The organism is Microbacterium sp. BE35 (assembly GCF_031457705.1).
Taxonomy (GTDB): Bacteria; Actinomycetota; Actinomycetes; order Actinomycetales; family Microbacteriaceae; genus Microbacterium; species Microbacterium trichothecenolyticum.
Genome location: NZ_JAVDXD010000001.1, coordinates 961,539 through 985,024, shown reverse-complemented (window position 1 = coordinate 985,024; position 23,486 = coordinate 961,539). Strand labels below are relative to the sequence as shown.

The 23,486-nt window shown below is 69.7% G+C and carries 14 protein-coding genes; 7 read left to right on the top strand and 7 right to left on the bottom strand.

From position 1 onward, the window contains the following. Window positions 1–9 precede the first annotated feature (9 nt). Window positions 10–993, bottom strand: a complete 984-nt coding sequence (locus tag J2Y46_RS04290) for a hypothetical protein (protein WP_310240447.1) — start codon at window positions 991–993, stop codon at window positions 10–12. Window positions 994–1,599: 606 nt separating this feature from the next. On the opposite strand from J2Y46_RS04290, the gene dnaB reads away from it, so the two are divergent. Next, the gene (dnaB, locus tag J2Y46_RS04285; protein WP_116195182.1) at window positions 1,600–2,973 is read left to right on the top strand and encodes a replicative DNA helicase; all 1,374 of its coding nucleotides are present in this window, start codon (window positions 1,600–1,602) and stop codon (window positions 2,971–2,973) included. A gap of 7 nt (window positions 2,974–2,980) precedes the next feature. Further along, window positions 2,981–3,649 (top strand): Type 1 glutamine amidotransferase-like domain-containing protein, encoded by a 669-nt coding sequence (locus J2Y46_RS04280; protein ID WP_045301887.1) that lies wholly within the window; start codon window positions 2,981–2,983, stop codon window positions 3,647–3,649. An 87-nt stretch (window positions 3,650–3,736) separates the two neighbouring features. Here J2Y46_RS04280 and J2Y46_RS04275 read toward each other — a convergent pair whose 3' ends face one another. Further along, entirely contained in the window at window positions 3,737–8,080 is a 4,344-nt protein-coding gene (locus tag J2Y46_RS04275; protein ID WP_310240445.1) for an Ig-like domain-containing protein, read from the bottom strand. Window positions 8,081–8,261: 181 nt separating this feature from the next. Further along, window positions 8,262–10,679, bottom strand: coding sequence for a transglycosylase domain-containing protein (locus J2Y46_RS04270; RefSeq protein WP_310240443.1), 2,418 nt, complete (start codon window positions 10,677–10,679; stop codon window positions 8,262–8,264). Between the two features lie 251 nt (window positions 10,680–10,930). On the opposite strand from J2Y46_RS04270, the gene J2Y46_RS04265 reads away from it, so the two are divergent. Next, the gene (locus J2Y46_RS04265; protein WP_310240441.1) at window positions 10,931–11,497 is read left to right on the top strand and encodes a dihydrofolate reductase family protein; all 567 of its coding nucleotides are present in this window, start codon (window positions 10,931–10,933) and stop codon (window positions 11,495–11,497) included. Window positions 11,498–11,507: 10 nt separating this feature from the next. Continuing rightward, window positions 11,508–12,782 (top strand): MFS transporter, encoded by a 1,275-nt coding sequence (locus J2Y46_RS04260; RefSeq protein WP_310240439.1) that lies wholly within the window; start codon window positions 11,508–11,510, stop codon window positions 12,780–12,782. An 11-nt stretch (window positions 12,783–12,793) separates the two neighbouring features. Here the strand turns inward: J2Y46_RS04260 and J2Y46_RS04255 are convergent, their stop codons facing one another. Then, window positions 12,794–13,705 carry a LysR family transcriptional regulator gene (locus J2Y46_RS04255; protein ID WP_310240437.1) on the bottom strand — a complete coding sequence of 304 codons (912 nt, stop codon included), beginning with the start codon at window positions 13,703–13,705 and terminating at the stop codon, window positions 12,794–12,796. Between the two features lie 73 nt (window positions 13,706–13,778). Between J2Y46_RS04255 and J2Y46_RS04250 the strand changes: the two genes are divergently transcribed. Continuing rightward, a complete protein-coding gene (locus J2Y46_RS04250) occupies window positions 13,779–14,774 on the top strand; it encodes an EamA family transporter (protein WP_310240435.1) in 996 nt (331 codons plus the stop codon). A 30-nt stretch (window positions 14,775–14,804) separates the two neighbouring features. On the opposite strand, the gene J2Y46_RS04245 is transcribed toward J2Y46_RS04250, so the two are convergent. Continuing rightward, a complete protein-coding gene (locus tag J2Y46_RS04245; RefSeq protein ID WP_310240433.1) occupies window positions 14,805–16,205 on the bottom strand; it encodes a DUF222 domain-containing protein in 1,401 nt (466 codons plus the stop codon). A gap of 364 nt (window positions 16,206–16,569) precedes the next feature. Between J2Y46_RS04245 and J2Y46_RS04240 the strand changes: the two genes are divergently transcribed. Then, window positions 16,570–18,087, top strand: a complete 1,518-nt coding sequence (locus J2Y46_RS04240; RefSeq protein WP_310240431.1) for an MATE family efflux transporter — start codon at window positions 16,570–16,572, stop codon at window positions 18,085–18,087. A gap of 78 nt (window positions 18,088–18,165) precedes the next feature. Next, window positions 18,166–19,416, top strand: a complete 1,251-nt coding sequence (locus J2Y46_RS04235) for an alpha/beta fold hydrolase (protein ID WP_310240430.1) — start codon at window positions 18,166–18,168, stop codon at window positions 19,414–19,416. Window positions 19,417–19,482: 66 nt separating this feature from the next. On the opposite strand, the gene J2Y46_RS04230 is transcribed toward J2Y46_RS04235, so the two are convergent. Continuing rightward, window positions 19,483–20,925, bottom strand: a complete 1,443-nt coding sequence (locus J2Y46_RS04230) for a DUF1254 domain-containing protein (protein ID WP_310240429.1) — start codon at window positions 20,923–20,925, stop codon at window positions 19,483–19,485. Between the two features lie 134 nt (window positions 20,926–21,059). After that, window positions 21,060–23,342, bottom strand: coding sequence for an esterase-like activity of phytase family protein (locus J2Y46_RS04225; RefSeq protein ID WP_310240427.1), 2,283 nt, complete (start codon window positions 23,340–23,342; stop codon window positions 21,060–21,062). Window positions 23,343–23,486 lie beyond the last annotated feature (144 nt).

The window sequence follows — 23,486 nt, the reverse complement described above, 5'->3', positions numbered from 1 at the left end:
GCGAGCCGATCAGTCGGGGGAGACGTCGGTGGAGCCTGCAGGCGCGGGCAACGCGTGCTCGTCCTCCGGTCCGGCTCGGCGCACCCAGGCACGGTGTGCGACGAGCGGAAGGAGGGCGGCGAGCGCCCAGGCGCCGGGACCCGCACCACCGGGTCCCGCGGAGGCGATCGACAGGCAGAGTCCGCCTGCAGAGCCGAGGAGTCCGCCTGCGACGAGCGCTGCGGAAGACGTGACGAGAGCGGCGCGCGTGGCCGCTTCGGAGACGGATGCCGCGGCCCAGTGGCCGAACGCACCCGCTGTCGTCCTGAGGAGGGTGGCGGCAGCATCCGTCCGCGCGGCGACAAGTGCGATCGCGGTCGGCGCGGAGGACTCGGCCGAGCTGCCGAGGAGGCCCGGAAGCTGTGGGATCGCAGGAAGGGCGGGCAGAACCGGGCCGGTCGCCGGCGGCCGGCCGATCGTCGAGCCCGTCTCGTCGACGGCACCGACGAGGCCGCCCAGCGTCGTGTCGACGGTGCCGCCGAGGTCGGTGACGGCGTCGTCGAGGCCGACGCCCGAGACGATCCCGCCGACGATCGGCACCTCGGAGACGATGTCGACGACCGGCTTCGTGATCTCGCTCACGACACCGCCCGAGACGGCCTCCGACACCGGCTGGGTCACCGTCGTGACGACGGCGCCGACGGCCTGCACGACCTGGCTCACCGGCTGGTGTACGGGATCGGGCGCGGCGGCGACCACGCTGTTCACAGCGCTGCTCACGCCGGTCGTGACGGTCGAGACGGTGCCGGTGACCGTCGACGCGGTCGTGTCGACCAGCGAGGTCACGGCGCCGAGGGCACCCCCGAGCGCTCCCGCATCGTCAGGCTCGTCGGCGTGCGCCTGTCCGAGGCCGAGGCCGAGGACCAGCGAGACGACGATCCAGGCGAACGCGGTCGCGACCCCCATGAGGGCCAGCCGCACGATCCTCGGCAGCTGCGAGGTTGCGATCTCCACGTTCACCTCCCACGACGAAAGAGCCGCACGTTCCGGGTGGATCGTGCGTGAGGGTGCCTGGACCCCCGAGGCTACTCCTGGCCGATTCGGTCTGTCCAGACCATTTTGGACGGCGAGTCCCCTTGTCCGGACGGCGTCAGGAGGCCGCGCACCTGAGGGGCGATTGTGCACAGGACGGTGTTGGCGAGCAAACCTTCAACCCTGACTTCAACCACATCTCTCTCCACAGGCTGTGGACTGGGCAGGCCCTGGTCAGCGGCATTTTCCGCGACATAACTCCCAGAAGGGCGGTGAGTTCTCCACAGGGGTTGTTCACAGGAGCGACGGCGTTTCTCCCCGACTCTCCACAAAGTTATCCACAGGGTGTGTTGCGACTGTCGGAGGCCATCCTTAGCGTGGGGTGCGGCCCACTCGGGCGTCGCGCCTCCGTGCTGGGTTCGAAAGACGCGACGGCGGCCGCAATCGCACGACGGAATCAAGCGGGGGGCGAGATGCCGTGGCATCTCGCTGCTCGCTCGTGCCCAGGCGCGCCCACTCGGCGAGCCGCCCCGATACCGCCGAGAGAGCTCGGATGATGTGACCAACGGCAGGGAGGACGCGCAGCCTATGTCGATCGCCGACATCTCCGAAGAGCGCATGGGGGGCCCTCGCGACTTCGAGCGCACTCCCCCGCACGATCTGCTCGCCGAGCAGAGCGCACTGGGCGGAATGCTGCTCTCGAAGGACGCCGTCGCGGACGTCATCGAGACACTGCGCGGCACCGACTTCTACGTGCCCAAGCACGAGCTGATCTTCGAGGCGATCCTCACCCTGTATTCGCACGGTGAGCCGACGGATGTCGTCGCCGTCACCGACGAGCTCATCAAGACGGGCGAGCTGCAGCGCGCCGGCGGCGCCGATTACCTGCACACCCTCACCTCGATCGTGCCGACCGCCGCGAACGCCGGCTACTACGCCTCGATCGTCTCGGAGCGTGCGCTGCTGCGTCGTCTCGTCGACGCCGGCACCCGCATCGTGCAGATGGGGTACTCGGGTCAGGGGGAGGCGCTCGACCTCGTCAACAACGCGCAGGCCGAGATCTACTCGGTGACCGGGGCGGAGCAGGCCGAGGACTACGTGCCGCTCACGATCGCGGTGGATGCCGCGGTGGAGGAGATCGAGGCCGCGCGCGGACGCGACGGCCAGATGACAGGCATCCCGACCGGCTTCTCGGGCCTCGACTCTCTGACCAACGGTCTGCACCCGGGCCAGATGATCATCATCGCCGCGCGACCCGCGATGGGTAAGTCGACGCTCGCGCTCGACTTCGCACGCTCGGCCGCGATCAAGGCCAACATGCCGACGATCTTCTTCTCGCTCGAGATGGGCCGCAGCGAGATCGCGATGCGCTTGCTCAGCGCCGAGGGGGCGATCCCGCTGCAGTCGATGCGCAAGGGCACGCTCGACTCGCGCGACTGGACCACCGTCGCGGCGACCCGCGGCCGCATCAACGACGCGCCGCTGTACATCGACGACAGCCCCAACATGACGCTCGTCGAGATCCGCGCGAAGTGTCGCCGGCTCAAGCAGCGTGCGGGCCTCAAGCTGGTCGTCATCGACTACCTGCAGCTGATGACCTCGGGCAAGCGCGTCGAGTCGCGTCAGCAGGAGGTCTCGGAGTTCTCGCGTGCCCTCAAGCTGCTCGCGAAGGAGCTGGGCGTGCCGGTCATCGCGCTGTCGCAGCTGAACCGTGGTGCCGAGCAGCGCGCCGACAAGAAGCCGGCCCTGTCCGACCTTCGTGAGTCGGGCTCGATCGAGCAGGACGCCGACATGGTGGTGCTGCTGCACCGCGAGGCCGCGTACGAGAAGGACTCGCCGCGAGCCGGCGAAGCCGATCTCATCGTCGCCAAGCATCGCAACGGCCCCACCGACACGATCACCGTGGCGTTCCAGGGCCACTTCTCCCGCTTCACCGACATGGCCCCGGGCGACTTCGGATAGAAGCGACATGAAGCTGCTCCTCACCTCAGGCGGCGTCACGAACGACAGCATCCGCACCGCTCTGGTCGGGTTGCTCGGCCGGCCGATCGAAGAATCGAACGCGCTCCTCGTGCCGACGGCGCAATGGGGGCAGCCGATGTGCTCGCCCGAGACCGTGTGGCGCACCGTCGCCGGCCGATGGGACGACGAGGTCGGACTGGTCGACCTGGGATGGAAGTCGATCGGGACTCTCGAGCTCACCGCACTGCCGACCATCGGCGAGGACCGCTGGATTCCCTGGGTGCGTGACGCGGACGTCCTGCTCGTCGACGGCGGTGAGGCGGTGTACCTCGCGCACTGGATGCGTGAGTCGGGGATGGCCGACCTGCTCCCCTCACTCACCGACACCGTGTGGGTCGGCGTGAGCGCCGGGAGCATGGTGATGACGCCGCGCATCGGACGGCAGTTCGTCGACTGGCGACCCGACGGCACCGACGAGACGCTCGGCGTCGTGGACTTCTCGATCTTCCCGCACCTGGACTACCCGGGCTGGTCGTCGAACAGCACCGAGAGTGCACATCGGTGGGCGGCGACCATCGCCGGGCCGGCGTACGCGATCGACGAGCAGACCGCGATCTCGGTCGTCGACGGCACCGTCGAGGTGATCTCCGAAGGGAACTGGGAGTACTTCGATTGAAGCGGCCTGCCGGGAGATCCCGACCGGCCGGAAGGACGACGCGGGGGAGGGCGCGCTCGACGCGCTCCCTCCCCCGCGACGCCGGACCTACCGGACGGTGAGCTTCACCGGCTTCGACGCCGTGTCGCCGTTCGCGTTCGCGAACACCGCGACCAGCGTGTGCTCGCCGGGTGCGACGCCCGTCAGCTGCACCGACGCCGTCTGCGCGGCGGGGGTCGCCGCAGCCAGCTCACCCGCACCGACGACTGCCCCGTCGAGCTCGAACCGGTACGAGGTGGCGTTGGTTCCCCACCACAGGTTCGCCGTCGCGGTGAACGTCCCGTCCCGGTCGTGATCGTCGTGCGACACCACCGGCACCGCCGGCGCCGCGTGGACGACCTTCACCGTCGTCGACGTGGTCGCCGTGACTCCCTTCGAGTTCACGAGCTCGCCCGTGTACACGTAGGTGCCGTTCGGCTTGCCGCTGAACGATACGCCTGCGGTCTGCGACATCCCTCCCGTCCGCTCCAGCACCTTCGTGGCGACGAGGGCGCCGTTCTCGTAGAGCCGGAAGATGCTGCCCGGCGTCCCCCACCAGAGGTTCATCATCACGTCGTAGGTGCCGTCGTGCAGGCCGGTCTCCCACCCGCTGGTGTTCGACAGCGTGCCTCGGCCCGGGGCGGCCGTCGCGCCGTCGTCGATGGCGACGGGCTGCAGCCGCAGGGCGTTCTGCTCGACGTAGTGGTAGACGTTCAGGTATCCCTCGTCGGCGATCGGGTTCGACGCGCCGGCGTCCAGCGCACTCCACACGGTGCGCCCGTCGACGCGCAGCACGAGCCGCGTGCCCCCGTCGACCTCGACCGCGCCGAACTCGAGCTCGTGCTCCTCGCCGGCCGTGATCGCGGTGTTCGGGATCACGTCGAGCATCGTCTGCTGGGGCTTCCAGCTCTGGAACTCGATCGTGTCCTCCTTGATCACCACCAGATACCCCTTGTTGCCGTTCACCCACGCCGGATCGCCCGCGCGGTCGGAGCGCACGGCGAAGCCGTACCAGCCGCCGTCGAACCCGTCGACCGTCGCCCGGAACTTCAGCAGCCCGCTCCCGAAGGTGCCTTCCGAGTAGCCGTAGACGCCCTCGCCGTCGATGCGCAGCGTGCCCTCCGCGAAGTCGACCGCATCCGACGGCGGCCACCCTTCAGGGCTCACGAGCTCGCCGACGAGATCGATCGTGGGATGCTGCGCCGCCCGCACCTCGATCGTCGACGACGCCGAGATCGTGGCGTTCGCCTGCGAGGTCGCCGTGATGGTCGCGCGGCCGGCAGCGAGTCCGGTCACGACGCCCGACTCGTCGACGGTTGCGACCTCGGGAGCGTCCGAGGTCCACGCGACCCGCGGGTTCGTTGCGTCCGAGGGAGTCACCGACATCGAGAGCTTCACCCGCTCGCCCGGCTCGACGGTGGCCTGTTCGGGCGACACCTCGATGCCCGTCACCGCGGTGGGAACGATCGAGAACCGCACGTCGTCGAAGTCGAGCGCCGTGAACTTCTCGACGTAGAAGCCGACCTTGCCCGACCCGGTGGCCGACGGGTTCGGTCCCTCGATGACGGTCTCACCGTCCACGGTCACCTGCACGCCCGATCCCTTGACGACGAGGCGCACGTCGTACACGGTGTTCGGCTCGAAGCCCGAGCCCGCCGGCAGCTTCACCTCCCTGAGGATCTGCCACTGCGGCCCGTAGACGGTCCAGGTCGGAGCTGCCTCGGTGTGCCGGTAGCGCACGTATCCGCCGGGCGTCGGTCCGGTCCGGTCGTAGATCAGCATGATCCCGCCCTCGGGAACGAGCGCGGGGGTGCGTACTTGGAAGTCCAGCACGTAGTCCGTGAAGCTCCGCGGCAGCTGCGAGTTCGCCCCGCCCTTGATCCGATACCAGTGCTCGCCGTCGGCGTCCGCCACGACGGCCCGATTCGGATCGACGGGCCAGCCGTTGGAGCCCGACTCGAAGTCGGTCGCGTGCATGATCCCGTCGCCGTCGGCGACCACGACCACCGCCTGGTCGGAGATCGTCGCATCCGCCTGCGACGTCACGGTGATCACGGTCTCGCCCGGCGTCAGCGCCGTGATCGTCCCGGAGGCGTCGATGCTTGCGACTGTCGGGTCGCTCGACGCGTATTCGACGGCGCCGTTCGAGGCGTTCCACGGCACGATCTCGGCGCCGAACGACACCGTCTTGCCGAGGTCGACGGTCAGCTGAGGAGCGGGCAGGTGCACGCTCTCGAGCGCGACCGAGTCCGGGCCGTGGGGCAGGCCGACCTTGCCCTGCGTGCCGATCAGTTCGAACGGGATCGCCGCGAAGCCCGGGATGCGCTCGAGCACCGGGGCGCCTTCCCGCAGCCGGAAGTCGCCGGCCCGCCAGTCCACGAAGCCGGGGTCCTCGCTCGCGACCCAGTTGTCGGCGTAGTTCATCAGGTTCTTCACGTCGCGAGCACCGTGCGCGTTCACCTGGCCGGAGCGGGTGAGTGTCGGATTCCAGGTGACGTTGCGCTCGAACACGTTGTTCGCCGGGAAGTAGTGGTTCTCGTCGAAGAACGTCAGCAGCTCCGGATACTTCTGCGCGTAGGGCGTACCGGCGAACCCGTTGTTGTCCTCGAAGAGCTTCACCCATCCCGGCATGTACGAGGTGTCGACCGTGTTGCCGGGCTGGTCGCCCATCCACATCTCATAGTTGTCGTACGGGACATGGGTGTCCACGAACACGTTGTTGCGGGCGGTGATGTGATCGCCCGAACCGCTCTTGATCGCGTCGTTGCCCATCCGGTAGAAGACGTTCTCCTCGATGGTCAGACCCATCGTGAGGTTGTCGGGGTAGATGCCCTCGACCCCGAGCCGCCCGATTCCGGTGTCGTGGAAGTAGTTCTGCCGGATGACCGTCCCACGCTGCTGCGGGGTGGAACCGGCGTTCATGTAGATGGCACCGAGGTCCTGGAAGGTCTTGCAGACGTCGTAGATCTCGTTGCGCTCGATGAGGTGGTCGTTGCCGTGCACGATGATGCCCGGGTGCGGGGCGTCGTGGATCTCGTTGTTGCGGGCGATGTTGCCGACCCCGTCGAACATCACACCCGGGTTGTAGGCCTTGTGGTAGTACGCGAAGTCGTGGATGTGCGAGTTCTCGACGCGGTTGCGACCCGGCTCGAGGGTGGTCTTGTCGCCGCCCTGCAGCACGACCGGCACGCCGCCGATGTGACGCAGGTGCGAGTCGACCACGGCGTGGTCCCGCCCGCCGCGATTGACCGGGATGCCGTCGTAGGTGTAGCGACCCGGGGAGTTGATGAGCACACCGCCGTCGGCGAAGTTGCGGATGTCGCTGCGCTCGATCGTGACGTGGCTGCCCCCGAGGATCACGGCGGCGTTCGCGCGCCCGTACTCGAGCACCAGCTCCTGGAACGACACGTGAGACGTGCCGTCGGTGCGGAGCATCGGCTCCTTGAGCATCGTGACGGTGGCGGCGGCGCCGCCCAGGAACGCCTGGTTCGGCACCAGGTACAGCTTTCCGGTCTCGCGGTCGATGAAGTACTCGCCGGGCGCGTCGAGCTCTTCGATCAGGTTCTCCGCGAAGTGGAAGTCCTCGAACCACGTCTTCATCAGGCCGGACATCTCGCCGTAGCGCAGCGTGATCGTCTTCGCCTCGGGGTCGATCGACTCGATCTTGTTGTACGACCACTCCCAGCTGTAGCCGAAGATGCCGTCGAGCCAGATGTCGTCGGCCTGGGTCCAGTGCCTCGGACGATCGTAGGTGTAGCTGAAGGTGCCGCCCCGCTCCTGCAGGTCGGCGTCCTTGCGGGTGGGTCCGGCATCGAGGATCTCGCCCATCTTCACGGTGCCGTCGCCGTTCGGCCAGCGGGCCAGGGTCATTCCCTCGCCGCCGACGTAGAGCTCCATGGGCGGCACCGTGCTGACGTCGTTCGCCTTCCAGTAGCCGTGGCGGCTGAGCTGTCCGTAGTCGGTGATCCCCGCCGCCGCGAGGTCGATCGCCACCACCTTGCCGCGGGCGGACTGGTCGACGATCCGCGACAGCACGGTCTCGTCGGCGACGGTCTCGAAGCCGGCGCGGTCCAGCTGCACGCCGCCGGTCAGCGTGACGGTCTCGCCGGGGTACGAGCGGTAGACGATCGGCGCGTCCGCCGTGCCGGAGTCGCCCGCCCCGAGCTCGAACGCCGCCGTCCGGGCGTAGGTGCCGCCGCGGAGCGACACCGTCACCCCGCCGTCCGGCAGCCCGCTCGAGGCTTTGAGTGCGCGGATCGCGTCGCGCGCGCCTTCGAGGGTGCGCAACGGCGCACTGATCGAGCCGTCGGCATGGTCGTCGCCGTCGGTGGCGACGTAGATCTCCACGGACGCCGATCGAGGATCGGGCGCTGCGTGGGCAGCGGTCGCCGTTGCGGCGATCAGCGTGCCCACGAGCGCGAGTGTTGACAAGAATCGCTTCATCGCGAGGTTCCAGCCCTTCTGTGAGTGACCGCGGCATCGCGGTGCTCGTGCATGGGGTTGGTCCGACGCGTGCGCACCTCAGCGCACGATGACGGAACGAGCGCGAGATTACACTAATCGATAATCGTCTGTCGAGAATCGGTGACGAAGGTCAATCGTTCCCATTCCCGTTCCCGTTGCCGTCCCCGGCCGGGGGCTGGTCCGGGCCCGGAGCCGGTGCGGGACCCGGGCGCGGCGGCGGGGCGGCGCGACGCACCAGGTCGGCGGGAGGAGCGGGGAAGCCACCGCCCCCGTAGAGCTGGTTCGCGGCCGCCTGGATGTCGCGGGTCATCGGCAGGCGGATCGTCGACAGTGCCCGGCCGTTGTAGAAGGCCCGGAACACGTCCCCGTAGCCGGTCGTGTTCCCGACCCACACGGCGGTCGTCACGCGCGTGCTCGACTCGACGAGCCACGTCTGGATGTTCTCGTGCGTTCCCGTCTTGCCCAGCATCGGCGTGCCGTCGTTCGGGTTGCCGCCCGCGCCGGTGCCGCCCGGGCGCATGACGCCCTGCAGCGCGAACGCGGTCGCGGCCGCCACCTCGGGACTGATGACCTGCGAGCAGCGGTTCCCCGGAACCGGAAGCTCGGTGCCGTCGGCGTTGACCACGCGCTCGATCACGCGCGGCTTGCAGTAGACGCCGCCGTTCGCGACAGTCGCGAACGCCCCGGCCATGGCGACGGGGGCGATGTTGTTGGTGCCGATGATCGAGGAGGCGCCGTCGAGATCCACGGGCGTGCCGTCGCCGCGGGTGACGCCCATGCGAGCGGCGACGTTCTCGATGTCGCACATGTCGAGCTGCTCCGCCATGCCGAGGAAGCCGCTGTTGAGCGACTGGGCGGTGAACTGCAGCGGTGTTCCCACGTATCCGGCGGCGCCGCCGAAGTTGCGCACGACGTGGTTCTCGCGGTTGACCCAGGTGCCCGCGCAGCGGTCCCGAAGACGGGGGATGGCCCGCAGTGTGCCGTTCACGGTGTCGGAGAGCGTGTGCCCGGTCTCGAGCCAGTCGACGAGGGTGAACAGCTTGAAGGTCGATCCGGTTGGGAACCCGGTCGAGACCCCGTGCATCGTGTCGCCGGCGTAGACGAGCGAGCTGTACACCGGGTCCGTGAGGGCGAGATCACGGTCCTCCGTGAATCGGTTGTTCTGGCTGATGGCGAGGATGCGCCCGGTGTTGACCTCGATGCTGACCGACGCCGACCCGAACGACATGCCCGCCACGGTCTCGGGCGCGTACCGGTGCATGGCGTCCTGCGACGCGTTCTGCAGGCTCCAATCGAGCGTCGTGTAGATGTTCAGGCCCTCGCGCGTCAGCGACCGCTGCCTGTCCTCCGCCGTCTCGCCGAACGCGCTGGCATAGTCCGGGTCCAGGCGCAGGGTGTTCACCACGTACTGGCAGAAGAAGGGGGCGGCGCTGGACCCGCACCTGGTCGGGGGCAGCTGCAACGCCGGAGTGATCGGCTCGATCGCCGCGGCGACGTACTGGTCGGCGGTGATGCGACCGTCTTCGCGCATCCGGTCGAGCACGTAGAGCTGCCTGCCCTTGGTCGCACTGTAGGCGTCGCCGGCCGCGAGGTACTGCTCCGCAGTGATGGTGCCGTCGGCGAGGAGGGTGTCGAGCCCCGCCAGGGTGCCGGGGGTCACGTCGTCCACCGATCCGTCGGCGGCCTTGTTGTACCTGGTGCCGTCGCCCCCGAAGATCGAGCCCAGCGGTCGGTCGATCCGGAACGTGTTGGGATTCTGCACGATGCCCGCGAGCGTCGCCGCCTGCGTCAGTGTGAGCCGGGATGCCGTGGTGCTGAAGTAGTAGCGTGCTGCAGCTTCGATGCCGTATGTCGTGCCGCCGAAGTTCGCGATGTTGAGATAGCCCAGCAGGATGTCGTTCTTCGAATACTTCTGCTCGAGCTGGACGGCGTAGCGGATCTCCTGGAGCTTTCGCTCGTAGCCTTCGACGCCGTCCGCCTGCGTGGCGTCGAGCCAGCACTGCTGCAGCACCTGGTCGCGGGTCGACTTCACCACGGGGGCGCCGTCCCCGTCGACGACCGCCTCACCCGCCTCGTTCGTCTCGTACACCGTCCCCGCGTCGCGTTCGCAGCGCTGGACCAGCACGTTCTTCACGTACTGCTGGCTGATCGAGGAACCGCCTTGCGTCTGGCCGCCCTGCGCGTTCTTGATCAGGGCGCGGGTGGTGCCGAGGATGTCTACGCCACCGTGCTCGTAGTACCGCGGGTCCTCGGAGGCGAGGATCGCGTCATACATGACGAGCGACACCTGGTCGAAGGCGACGGGCTCGCGGTTCTGGTCGTAGAACGACGTCAGCTCGACGTCCTGCCCGGTCGACGGGTCGCGGGCGTAGATGGTCGTCGGCAGCATCAGGCGATCGATCTCGAGGTAGCTCGGCATGTTGTCGAACAGCGACACCGCGCTGCTGGCCGCGTGCCCGCTGATCGCGATGGCCGGCGCGAGCGGCGCGACGACCAGCACCCCCGCGATGACGCTGAGCGCGAGCAGGCCGACAAGGCCACCGAGCACCCCCGCGAATGTCCGCCGGTAGCGGGGTATCGGCGCGACCGGTGAAGAACCCTCGGATGGCTGCTTCACGACAGCTTCCAATCTGCGGTGGGAGAAATCATGTCAGACCGGCCCCGATTCCGCGATGGGGTCGGGTTCGCGACGCGGGGGTGTCGTCGCGCGGAGCCGGCGCATAGGCTCGGGGCGAGGCATCCGCTCGAGAAAAGAACTCCCGCAGAACGCGGAGAGAACCGGACACGAAGGAGAGTCCCATGCAGACCGTGACGGTCGACTTCATCATCTCGCTCGACGGCTACGGCGCCGCGGAGGGGTGGCCGGGGTTCTGGGGGATGGAAGGTCCCGAGTATCTCGGCTGGCTCGCCGAGTCGCCCGACAAGGACGATCCGCTGCTCATGGGGGCGACCACGTACCGCCTCATGTCGGAGCTCACCGCCGGCGGGGAGGAGGGCACCGACATGCTCGGCGGCATCTGGAAGTACGTCTTCTCGTCCACTCTCGAGGAGCCGCTCACGTGGGAGAACTCCACGCTCGTGCGCGAGGATGCGGTCGAGTTCGTCCGACGGCTGAAGGAGGAATCCGACCGGCCGCTGCGCACGCTCGGCAGCGTCGCCCTCTGCCGGTCGCTGCTGCTCGCGGGGCTGGTCGACCGCTACCGCGTGGGCGTGTTCCCGGTGATCACGGGCGCAACCGGACAGGACCGGATCTTCGACGGCTATCCCGACGTGCGCCTGGACCTCGTCGAGGCGCGCACGTTCGACGGGCGCATCCAGCTGCTCGAGTACGTCCCGACAGTGCTCGACGGCCCGCCTGGGGCATGACGAGCGCCTCGTGGACGGGGGTGACGTCGCCGGACCGGCGGTGGTGACAGATCCGGTGCCCGGCGGGCGCGAGCCTGCTCCCCGGTCGGCGTTCGCGCGTTTCTGGAGCGCGGCGGCCATCAGCTCGTTCGGCACGGCGGTCACCGCCGTCGCGATGCCGGTGCTGGTGGTGCAGCTGCTGCACGCCACGCCGTTCGAGGTCGGCCTCGTCGGGGCCGCGCAATTCGTGCCGTACGCCGTGCTCGGGCTCTTCGCCGGCGCGTACACCGACCGGTGGCGTCGCCGCCCGATCCTCGTGTGGGCGAGCGTCGGGAGGGCCGTGTCGCTCGGCGCGATCCCCGTGCTGTGGCTCGTCGGCGCGCTCCAGATCTGGATGCTCGTCGCACTCCTGCTGCTGTTCGGTGCGTTCTCCGTCTTCGGCTTCGCGGCGACGCAGTCGTTCCTCCCCCGGCTCGTGCCCCGTTCCCGGCTCGTCATCGCGAACGCGCGCCTCGATCAGACCGATGCCGCGGCTCAGACGCTCGGTCCGGCCCTCGGTGGCGGGCTCGTGGCGCTGCTCGGTGCGCCGATCGCATTGCTCGTCGACGCGATCAGCTACATCGTGGATGCCGCGCTGAACGCGAGCATCCGCGTCGAGGAGACCCGCGAGCGGCGGGGCGATCGGCATCTCGGCCGCGAGATCCGTGAGGGCCTGCGGTGGGCGTACGCGCACCGCACGCTCGGTCCGCTCGCCGTGTCGACGCACGTGTGGTTCTTCGCCAACGGCGTGGCCCTGACCGTGCTCTCGCTGCTGGCGCTGCGTTCGCTGGGCTTCACGGCGTTCACGTTCGGCCTGCTGCTCGCGGTGGCGGGATCGTGCGCGCTGGTCGGGGCGACGTTCGCGGCTCGGATCGGCGGATGGCTGGGCATCGGCCGGACGATCATCCTGGCGCGGGCGATGTACCCGATCGCATGGGCGCTCGCCGCGGTGGCGGCCGGGGTCCCCGCCGCAGCGGTGCTCCTCTTCATCGCTCTCGCGCTCCACGGGCTCGCCGGCGGTGTCGAGAACGCCAACGAGATGGCCCTACGGCAGACGGTCACCCCCGACCGCCTGCTCGGCCGCGTGAATGCGAACATCCGCTCGGTCAACCGCACCGCGGCCGCGATCGGCGCGCTCGCGGGCGGCGCCGCGATCGCCCTGGTCGGCGACCGCTGGATGCTGGTCGCCGTCGCCGTGATCTTCGCGATCGCCGCGCTCCTGGCCTGGTTCTCGCCGCTGCGCTCTGAGCGCGTGAGTCCGGACTGAGCCGGCCGAAGTCACATGGCGCGCGCGTGCTCGACGAACGCGTCCAGCGCGGCGCGCAGGGCGGGGGAGTCCTCCTGGGTGCGGCGATGCACGGCGAGGACGTCGCGCGTCGACGCCGGCTCGACGGTCGGGATCGCAACCAGGTCGGGACCGATGTCGCCACGGCCGAGGCGGGGCACGAGCGCCACCGCGCGGCCCGCGCGCGCCAGCTCGAGATGGTTCTGGAACTCCATCGACTCGTGCACGATGCGCGGGGCGTTGGGGACACCGTCGAAGAGCCGCCGCAGCCACTGGCGGCAGATCGTCGCCTCGAACGTCGCGACCCAGACCTGCCCCGCCAGCTCGCCGGGGTGCAGCACGGTGCGACCGGCGAGCGGGTGGTCGCGATGCAGGATGACGTCGGCGACATCCGTGAACAGCGGCGTCGACACGAGGTGGTCGGGCATCGCGAGGGCGACCCCGCCCCACCGGTGAACGATGCCCAGGTCGCGCTGGCCAGAAGCGACGAGCGCGATCGTCTCCCACGGCTCGCTCTCGCGCAGGGGCACGGAGAGATCGGGATGCTGCGCCGCGAGGTCGCCGAGGACCGGGATGACCAGTCCGCGCACGACGGTCGAGAACGCGGCGAGCCTGATCTCGCCCACCACCCGATCGTCGGGCCCCGCGGTGAGCTGGAGATCGGCGCGGAGCCGTTCGAGGTCGGCCAGGATCGGGGTCGATGCGACGACGAGACGCGTCCCGGCTTCCGTGAGGATGACTCCGCGCCCGGCACGTTCGAGGAGGGCGATGCCGGTCTCGCGCTCGAGTCGCTTCACCTGCTGCGACACCGCGGACGGCGTATACCCGAGACTCGTCGCCGCGGCGACCACGCTGCCCTGCGTGGCGACCGCGCGAAGCGACATGACGGCTTCCAGGTCGATCATGAAGCAACGCTACATCGTTTCGTGAGAAAAGCATCGCTGGTGCTTCATCCCGCGATCGAGTGAAGTGAGAGTCGTGAAGAGACGCGACATGATGCTCGCCGCCGCCGTGGCATCCCTCTGGGGCTTCAACTTCGTCGTGATCGACTGGGGGATGAACGGCGTGCCGCCCTTGCTGTTCGTTGCGATCCGCTTCCTGGTGGTCGCGCTCGCCGTCTTCGTCGTGCCGAGGCCCCGCACCTCCTGGCGGACCGTCATCGGCGTGGGCCTGTTCATGAGCCTGGGGCAGTTCGGCCTGCTGTACACGTCGATGGCGCTCGGACTCCAGCCGGGGCTCGCCGCCCTCGTGCTGCAGGCGCAGGCGGTGTTCACGATCCTCATCGCCGCCGCGGTGCTGCGGGAGCGTCCGACCGCGCCGCAGACCGCAGGAGTCGGTCTCGGCATCGTCGGGCTCGCGATCGTGGCGGCCGGTCGCGGTGGCGATGCGCCCGCGCTCGCGGTGGCGCTGGCACTCGCCGCGGCATTCTCGTGGGGAATCGGGAACGTGATCTCCCGCCGTGCCGGGGTGGTCAGCGGGCCCGGGCGGCTCGGGTCGCTGTCGCTCACCGTATGGTCGGCGCTCGTGGTGCCGGTGCCGGCCCTGATGCTGTCGTTCGCCGTCGAGGGTCCGGAGGCGATCGCGTCGGGAATCGCCGCATTCGGCTGGCAGTCCCTTCTGTCGACGCTCTACACCGCGGTGCTGTGCACGATCATCGGCTACTCGATCTGGAACAGCCTGCTGGCTCGCAATCCCTCCGCGGCCGTCGTGCCGTGGGTGCTGCTCGCGCCCGTGGTCGCGATGGCATCGGCCGCTCTGCTGCTCGGCCAGATCCCCACGTCCGCCGAGATCATCGGCGGCACGCTCCTGGTCGGAGGTGTGCTGGTCACCGGACTGCGCCGTCGAGTGTCGTTTCGCCGGCGCAGGATCACGGAGGTCAGCCGGCTGCCCAAGCGAAGCGCGTCCGCTGGGGATGACGCGCGCCCGATCCCACAGGAAGCGTGTGAGTCGCGTCGGATCAGGTCGGTGAGGTGAACAGACGCGCCGAGACGCGGGGCATCCGCGTCAGAAGGGTGGCGCCCCGGAGGATCCGGGTGGGTCGTCAGCAGGGAAGAGCCAGGGTTCGCGCATCATCGCGCGCAGGTGTGTGGCGGTCTGGTCAAAGGTGAATCTCACGGTCGGCTCGGGTCGGTCGGTGTGCCTTCGCCCGGTCGGGCTGGTCCAGACCAGAACGCCGGGCGAGACCTGCTCGACCGACCAAGCCGTGACGCCCTTCAGGGTGTGATGGCGTCGGCACAGGTGCGCGAGGTTCGCGTGGTGCGTGGGTCCGCCGTCGGCGGCGGGAATTGTGTGGTCGACGTCGCACCGCCATACCGGGCGGCGGCAGCCGGGGAATCGGCAGTGCTCGTCCCGGGCGGCGAGGAACCGGTTCAGCGCAGGCCCGGGGCGGTAGCGGTCGACGGCGAGGACGCTGCCCGTGACCGGGGAGGTCATCACGCGTTCCCAGCCGACGGCGCCGGCGGCGAGGATCCGGGCGGCGCCGGGGTCGATCGGGCCGTACCCGGCGAGCAGGGCCGGCTCGGTGGACGCCCCGGTCATGGTGAGCACCGGGATGGTGACCTGGACGGTGGCGCGGATCGCGCGGAGGCCGGTGCCGGCGACGCAGTCGTCAGGCCCGGCGGTGAGCAGCGTGTCCGTGAAGATGTCGACGCGGAGCTGGTCCATCGTGCGCTCGTCGATCTCGACGTCATCGCCGTCGCCGTCGCCGTCGCCGTCACCCTCGCCGTCGCCGTCGGCATCACCCCGTGCGGTGATGACCGAGCGGGCCTGCTGCGTGAGGCGGTCCTCGATGCCGTGCGCCAGCGTCGCCGGCATGATCGCCGTCAGCGCGGCCATGTCGTCGGGCAGATCGACCACTTCGATGCGACGCCCGGCGGCTGCTTCTTTGTGGCGCTCCTCGAGGGTTCGCTCCAGGAAGCGTTCGGCGATCACCCGCAGCACCGCGGCCAGGCGTCCCGGTGTCAGGTTCGCGGCGCGCTCGAGCGCCAGGCCGACGAATTCGGCTCGCGCGGTGTCGTCGACGATCGAGGCGCCGGCGTCGTGGATCACCGAGAGGTGCGGCCTGGAGATCTCTCCCCGCTCGAGGGCCTCCACGCCCCCGGCGAAACGCTCACACAGATCGGCGGCCTCCGACAGCAGTCGGGTCACGGTCCACTCCGACACCCGGGCCGACGTCGCCAGGTCGGCGACCAGCGCGCGCCGGTCCAGCTCCGCTCGCCGAGCGCGATCCGGGGTAGCATCGGCCGGCCTGGCGACCGCGGCTGCAGCATCCGCCAGCACCCGGATCTCCGCCGCATCGTCGATCGATCGACGCTTCCGCCCCGCCTCGAACGCATCGACCAGCCGCACGACCCGGAAGAACTCAGGCGCGACGCCGTCAGCACCGGGGTCGGAATTCGCAGACATGAGGCTCGCAGTCAGGAAGGAGTGGACCGAGATTCCCGCGCGTCACGCGCGATATGCCTCAACACCTGCCCGCGGCTGAAACCGCTCCACTCAACGCCCTGAACGGGCCCCACCCGATCTTCGAATCTCTGATCTATATTCTAGCCAATCCCACCACGAGATGGAATCGTAAATAAGAACAAACATACGATTCACTCAGGCGGGCTGCCCGGGTGGGCGCGCGAGGTTTTGCGCAAGAGCCTGAGCTGAGGATGGCGCTTCCGAATCGATTCGATACACTGGCTCCTGCCACTCGGCACCTCTCCGTCGCCTGCGGGCGCGGCATCCGTCCTCTTGCTCGCCTTCTCGTTCGAGAGCCGCCCTCATGACCACCGCCCTGACGACGGGCCGCCCGTGGCGCGTCATCCTCCTGTTCTCCGTCCCGCTGCTGATCGGCAACGTGGTGCAGCAGCTGTACCACTTCGTCGACGCCGTCGTCGTCGGGCGCCGGCTCGGCGTCGACGCGCTGGCCGCGGTGGGCGCGACCGGCAGCATGCTGTTCCTGCTGCTCGGGTTCGCGTGGGGTCTCACGTCGGGCTTCGCGATCCCGACGGCGCAGGCGTTCGGCGCGCGCGATTACGCGGCGGTGCGGCGCTCCGTCGCGGCGGGCACGATTCTCACGGGCATCTGCACCCTCCTGCTCACCGTCGGCGCACCGCTTCTGACGGCGCCCCTGCTCGAGCTGCTGCAGACGCCCGCCGAGCTCATGGCCGACGCCATCGTGTTCGCACAGATCAGCTTCCTCGGCGCCGGCGCGATGATGTTCTTCAACTACCTGTCGGCGATCATCCGCGCCATCGGCGACTCGCGCACACCGCTCGTCTTCCTCACGCTCGCCTGCGTGCTCAACGTCGCGCTGGTCATCCTCATGGTCGGCCCGCTCGGCTGGGGCGTGGGCGGCGCGGCGCTCGCGACGGTGGTGTCACAGGCGATCTCGGTGCTGCTGTGCCTCGAGTTCGTACGGCGACGGATGCCGGTGCTCCACGTCCGCCGCGGCGACTGGCGTGTCAGCAGGGCCGCGCTCGCGGAGCACCTCCGACTCGGTCTGCCGATGGGCTTCCAGGCGTCGATCATCGCGATCGGAACCCTCTCTGTGCAGGTCGCGCTGAACGAGCTCGGCGCGGACGCCGTCGCTGCGTACACCGCCGCATCCCGCGTCGACGGCCTCGCCGTCGCCCTCCTGCAGTCGCTCGGCCTCGCCGTGTCGATGTTCGTCGCGCAGAACCACGGCGGTGGCCGGCCCGACCGCATCCGCCGCGGCGTGATCCAGGCGACATGGATGTCGGTGGGTGCGGCCATCGTGCTCGGGGCCCTGCTCATCGCCTTCGGGGCGATGACGGTGCGCCTGTTCATCGACGAAGGCTCGGCCGAGGTCGTGGACTTCGCCGCGCAGATGCTCGCCATCAACGGCGCGACCTACTGGATCCTCGGCATCCTCTTCGTCCTGCGCGGTGCTCTGCAGGGGCTCGGCCACACCCTCATCCCCACCGTGACCGGTGTGATCGAGCTCGCCATGCGCGTCGGCGCGGCCGTCGTGCTGGGCAGCATCTTCGGCTTCATCGGCGTCGCGGCGAGCAACCCGCTCGCGTGGCTCGGCGCCGTGGTCGTGCTCGTGCCCGCGTACATCCACGCTCACCGCCAGCTCGCCACGCAGCCGGTCGTCCCCATGGTCGCGACCCCCACCACCCCCATCGCGGTCATCGGTCCGACCGACGGCTCGATGGTCGTCGATGCGATCGTCACGCAGCCCATCGCGCTGCCGACCGTCGCCCAGGGTGCGACCCGGCGGTCGCGGCGGTTCCGGTTCGTGCGGTCACGCGACAAGCGGCGCACGCACGGCTGAGCCGGCGGGAGGGGCATCGTCACGCCGCGGGGGGCCGTCCTCGCCGCGACGTCGGCGGCGCACCATAGGCTCGTTGACATGTCCGTGACGACGCGCCGCATGCAGGATCTGACCATCGACGACCACTTCCTCACGGTTCCCCTCGTGTGGGGAGATCCGGCGGACGCCCGCACGATCGACATCCACGCGGCGGTCGTCACGCGAGAGGGTGGCGAGGGCCTGCCGTATCTGGTGTTCCTGCAGGGCGGGCCGGGTCACGAGGCGCCGCGCGCGTTCCACTCGCCGTCGGGGCCGTCCTGGCTCGACGCGGCGCTCGAGCACTACCGCGTGGTGCTGCTCGACCAGCGCGGCACGGGGCTTTCGACGCCCGTCGGCGACGACGACCTCGAGCGCGACGCAGCCGAGCTCGCCGAGTACATCACGCATCTGCGCGCCGACGCGATCGTGCGCGACTGCGAGGCGGTGCGCCAGCACCTGGGAGCCGAGCGGTGGAGCGTGCTGGGTCAGTCCTTCGGCGGGTTCACCACCCTGGCGTATCTCTCGACGGATGCCGCGTCCCTCGAGCACGTCTACATCACCGGCGGTCTGAGCGCCGTGGGCCGCCACCCCGACGACGTCTACGCCGTGACGTACGACAAGATGCGCGACGAGTCGGAGAAGTACTACCGCCGCTTCCCCGCTCACCGCGACGCGATGCGGCGCGTGATCGACCTCGCGGTCGACGGCGAGCTCGTGCTGCCCGGCGGCGAGGTCGCCTCGGTCTCGCGCGTGCGATCGGTGGGCTCGGCGCTCGGCACCAACGACGGCTGGCAGACGCTGTGGGGTCTGCTCGAACGCGACCCGCGATCGAACGCCTTCCGCCACGACCTCGCCGCGGCGATGCCCTTCAGTGCCCGCAACCCGCTGTATTACGTCTTCCACGAGTCCAGCTACGCCGACGGCCACGCCACGCGGTGGTCGGCCGAGCGCACCGAGCCGGCCGACTTCCGCGAGGACCCGACGCTCTTCACCGGCGAGCACGTGCGCCGGGAGTGGCTCGACACCGTGCCCGGATTCCAGCCGTGGCGGGACGTGACCCTCGCGCTCGCCGAGTTCGAGTGGCCGTCGCTCTACGACGCCGACGCGATCGCGGCATCCGATGCCCGCGGCGCGGCCGCGGTCTACGTCAACGACGTCTACGTGCCGGTCGAGTTCTCGATGGAGACGGCGCGGCTCCTCCCCGGCGTGACCCCGTGGATCACGAGCGAGCACGAGCACAACGGCCTGCGCGGCGGCGGCGACGTGCTGTCGCGCCTCATCGACCTGGCGCACGGCCGCCGCGTGCGCTGACCGCGACGCTGACCACGAGGACCCACGGATGCCGCGGCACGAGCCCGTGCCGCGGCATCCGTGCGGTCAGGCCCCCTTCACGAGCTCGGGCAGCTGCCACGTCTTGTCGAACCAGGGCTCCAGCGGGCCGTAGAGCCGCAGTATGGGGAACCAGGATTTGCCGGGGATCGTGGGGATCCAGTTCGCCTCCTTGCCCTCGGGCGCGGTCGGCGAGAACCACAGCACGTACGAGCCGTCGTCCTCGGCCTGCACGGTGCCCGAGAGGCTGGCGAGCGCGGGGTACGGGGTGGACTGCAGGAGCGAGCGGGTCTGCGTGTCGTAGAGGTCGATCGCCCAGAAGTTCTTCGCCGGCGGGTCCGCCGGGATCCGCAGCGAGTATGTCGCTGAGCCGTCGAGCGCGTGGCCGTCGGCATCCTCCGCGGTGTACGCGTACGCCGAGCCGGAGCCCACCTGCGCATGCGCCATCGCCGGCGTGATCACCGTCGCGAAGTAGTGGAACTGCGTGCGGGCGTCGAGATTGAGTGCGCCGCCGCGCAGGAACTCGTAGCTGCCGCCGACGAACGCGTTCTTCCACGACGAGCCCTCCCAGAAGAAGGCGTCGGGGTCGCGCGGCTTGTAGACGAGCGCGCGCGAGATCGCCGCGCCGATGCGGGCGGCGTCGTCGAGGATGGCGCGCCGGTGGGCGTCGGGATGGAACGGCGTGCCGTGCGCGAGTCCGATCGAGGCCAGGGTGCCGGCTCTTTCGGGGTCGAGCGCCGTCGGCGGCTCCTCCGAAACGAGCTGCGCGATCTCCTCGAAGAACGTGAAGTCGTTCGCGTGCACGGTGTTCTGCAGCACGGGAGCGATGTTCAGGAAGGTGTTCTCGCGGGGCGAGCCGGCTTCGCTCAGCGGGTAGATCCGCGTCTCCTTCATCGCGGGAACACCGCCCAGGGTGCGCAGCACGACCCAGTTCGCGTACGTCGGCGAATCGTACGTGTAGTACCCCTCCGGGCGTTCGCCGTCGTAGCCGGGCGGCAGGAAGAGGTACTTGCCGCCGGCGCCCTTGTCGGGCCCGGCGATGCCCATGTCGGCGACGTACCGGAACCAGAAGTCGTCGACGACGCACAGCGACTGCGGCGGCGCCTCGATGACCGTCGGCCCCCAGGCCTTCAGGTCGAGGAAGGTCGTGCCGTAGGTCGTCTCGGTGTTCGGGGTGAGGAAGATGCTGCCGGAGTTCGCCCGCGGGTCGGTGTAGCCGATCTTGTCGGGAGAGTCGACGCCCGCCGTCCGCAGGCCGGTCCGCATCGCGACGAGTGAGGCTCCCGGCACCGCGGTGAGGAACGCGTCGATGCCGCGCAGGAGGTCGAGTGCGTCGAAGATCGACTGTACCGACTCGGTCTTGGGCACGCCGTCGAAGAACTCGAACTCGCCGAACGGCGTCTTCAGCAGGTCCGGCGTGGCGAGGTGCGTCACCTCCTCCGCCAGCTGCTCCTTCGTCAGTCCCGCCCCGGGGGTGCCCTCGATGGCCATACTCGTCCCTTCGTCCGAAGCGCCGCCCCCCGGCGGCGCCCATCCTCCGCATTGTGCCAGGCGGAGGTGGCGCGCACGGCGAAGGGCGGGGGATGCCGCGGCATCCCCCGCCCGGATCGACGGTGCCGTACGGCTCAGCCCGCGAGCGTCACCGTGTCGATCGTCACCGCGGCGATGCCGGGGTGGTCGCTGAAGACGCCGTCCATGCCCGCGGCGACGAATGCGCGGATCTCGCCGTCCAGGTCTCCGTGGGCGGCGGGGTCGGCGCTCGAGCGGAAGTCCACCGGCAGGAACTGGTTCTCGGCGCGGAACGTCCAGCCGTGCACCGTGAGCCCCGCCGCGTGCGCGTCGGCGATGACCGCGGTGGGCGTGCCCAGGCGGCCGTCGGCGGTGCGCGGGATCATGACGGACTTCTCCAGGCCCACACCGTCGGCGTAGGTCGCGATCTCGGCGAGGCCCGCCGGCGTCACGAGGTCCTTGTACGTGCGCGTGTCCCCCGCGAGCGTGAAGTCGTACGGGCGGCCCGACGCATTCACGAGCTGGGCGAGCGTGACGTCCGTCATCCCGTCGAGGTCGTACAGGTTCGCGGTCTCGAAGCTCTGCAGGATCACCGGCGCGTTCGCGCGGTCGAGGCCGTTCGCCTTGAGGGCCGCGACGAGCGGCTCCTCGAGCGACAGGCCGATCGAGTCGAAGTACGACGGATGCTTCGTCTCGGGGTACACGCCGACGGGCCGGCCGTCGCAGCTCACCGAGTGGCGCGCGAGGTCCATGACCTCGTCGAGCGTCGGGATGACGTACAGCCCGTCGAACGCGGTGTTCGCCGGACGCGTCTGCGGGAGGCGCTCCTTCGCGCGGAGCGTGCGGAGCTCGGCGAACGTGAAGTCCTCCGTGAACCAGCCGGTGACCGAGGCGCCGTCGATGCGCTTCGTGGTCTTTCGCGCGGCGAACTCGGGGTGGGACGCGACATCCGTCGTCCCGCCGATCTCGTTCTCGTGACGGGCGACGAGCACGCCGTCCTTCGTGGCGACCACGTCGGGCTCGATGTAGTCGGCGCACTGCACGATCGCCGTCTCGTACGCCGCGAGCGTGTGCTCGGGGCGCGAGCCGCTCGCGCCGCGGTGGCCGATGAGGCTGACCGTCGACGGCTCGATCTTCGTCTTGTCGAGGTCGATGATCGCGAACTCGGTGTCGTCGGGCGTGCCGGGGATGCGCGCGTCGTTGCCCGGGTAGTTGTTGTCGTTGCCGATGAGCAGGCTGCCGTCCTTCAGCTGCACCACCGTCTCGATCGACTGCACGGACAGCGAATAGATCTCGCCGGTGCCGTAGCCGTCGCCCGCGCCCAAGCCGTGCGGGTTCGCGATGCGCAGCGCGTCGAGCATGAGGCTCTTCTCGAGGTAGCCCTCGGCGTCCGTGCGACGCAGGTCCACCTGGTACACGCGCTTGGTGACGGACTGCTCGCCTTCGAAGTCGTCGCGCTCGATGAGCAGGAGCACGTCGTTCTTCACGGTGAACGCGTCGCCGATCACATTCGGCTCCTGGTCGGTCTGGTAGCTCCACGTGCGGCCGGTGTATGCCCCGGCGCGCGTGTCGAACTCGAGGATCTCGCGGCGGCGCAGGTCGCTCTCGTCCGCGTACGAGCCTTCGACCACCGGGTAGAGGTAGCGTCCGTTGACCGACGCGGCGAGGGCCTCGAAGCCCCGGCTGGCGCGCACGCGCGGCGTCTCGCCGGGCTGCAGGTACGGGTTCTGCGGAGACTTCGCTCCGTCGAGCGAGAAGGGCTTCTCGAGGAGCGTGCCCTCGGCGTCGAAGTGCAGCAGGAACGGGCCGAACTCCTCGCCGACCCAGAATGTGCCGTCCTTGGCCTTGACGACCGACTCGATGTCGAAGTCGGCGCCGGTGAGGAGGCGCTCGGCGGTGCCGTCGTTCACGATCGGGAAGTCGAGCAGCTGGTTGCGGTCGTTGTACGACACGAACCGCTCGATCTCGATCTCGCCGGCACCCCCGGCGGCCGTCTGCCACGCGGGACGCACGAGGTAGTTGCGCAGCAGGAAGTCGGCGGAGTTGCCCTTGGCGCCGAAGCCGTTGTCGGGCTGCGCCCAGAAAGTGCCGTCGCCGTTGTCGATCGCGGCCGAGAAGCCGGGGATGACCTGCCCGTCCCACGGGCCGGTGCGGCCGTTGGCAGAACTGGCGAGAGTGCCGGACGCCGGACCCGGCTCGAGGTGATCGGCCGACAGGGTGGCCCGCGCAACGAGCGTCGGCACGTGCGTCTGCACGTACGGCGACTGCGAGTCACCGGGCGCAGCGGCGACCGGCTGGGCGAAGGCGGCGGAGGTGGGGAGGAGGGCGACGGCGGTGGCCGTCGCTGCTGCCGCGACGAGAAGGCGCGGCGGGACGCGTCGCGTGGGGATTCGACTCATGCCATCGACGCAACCGGGGTCGCTCGGCCGCGTGCTGACCGACCGCCGACCACTGCGCGACGACCCGGTGAACGGGCGGCAAGCGTCGCGTGAGAACGATCTCACGAACGGCAGGACGACGGATGCTGCCGCGCAAGCCCTGAT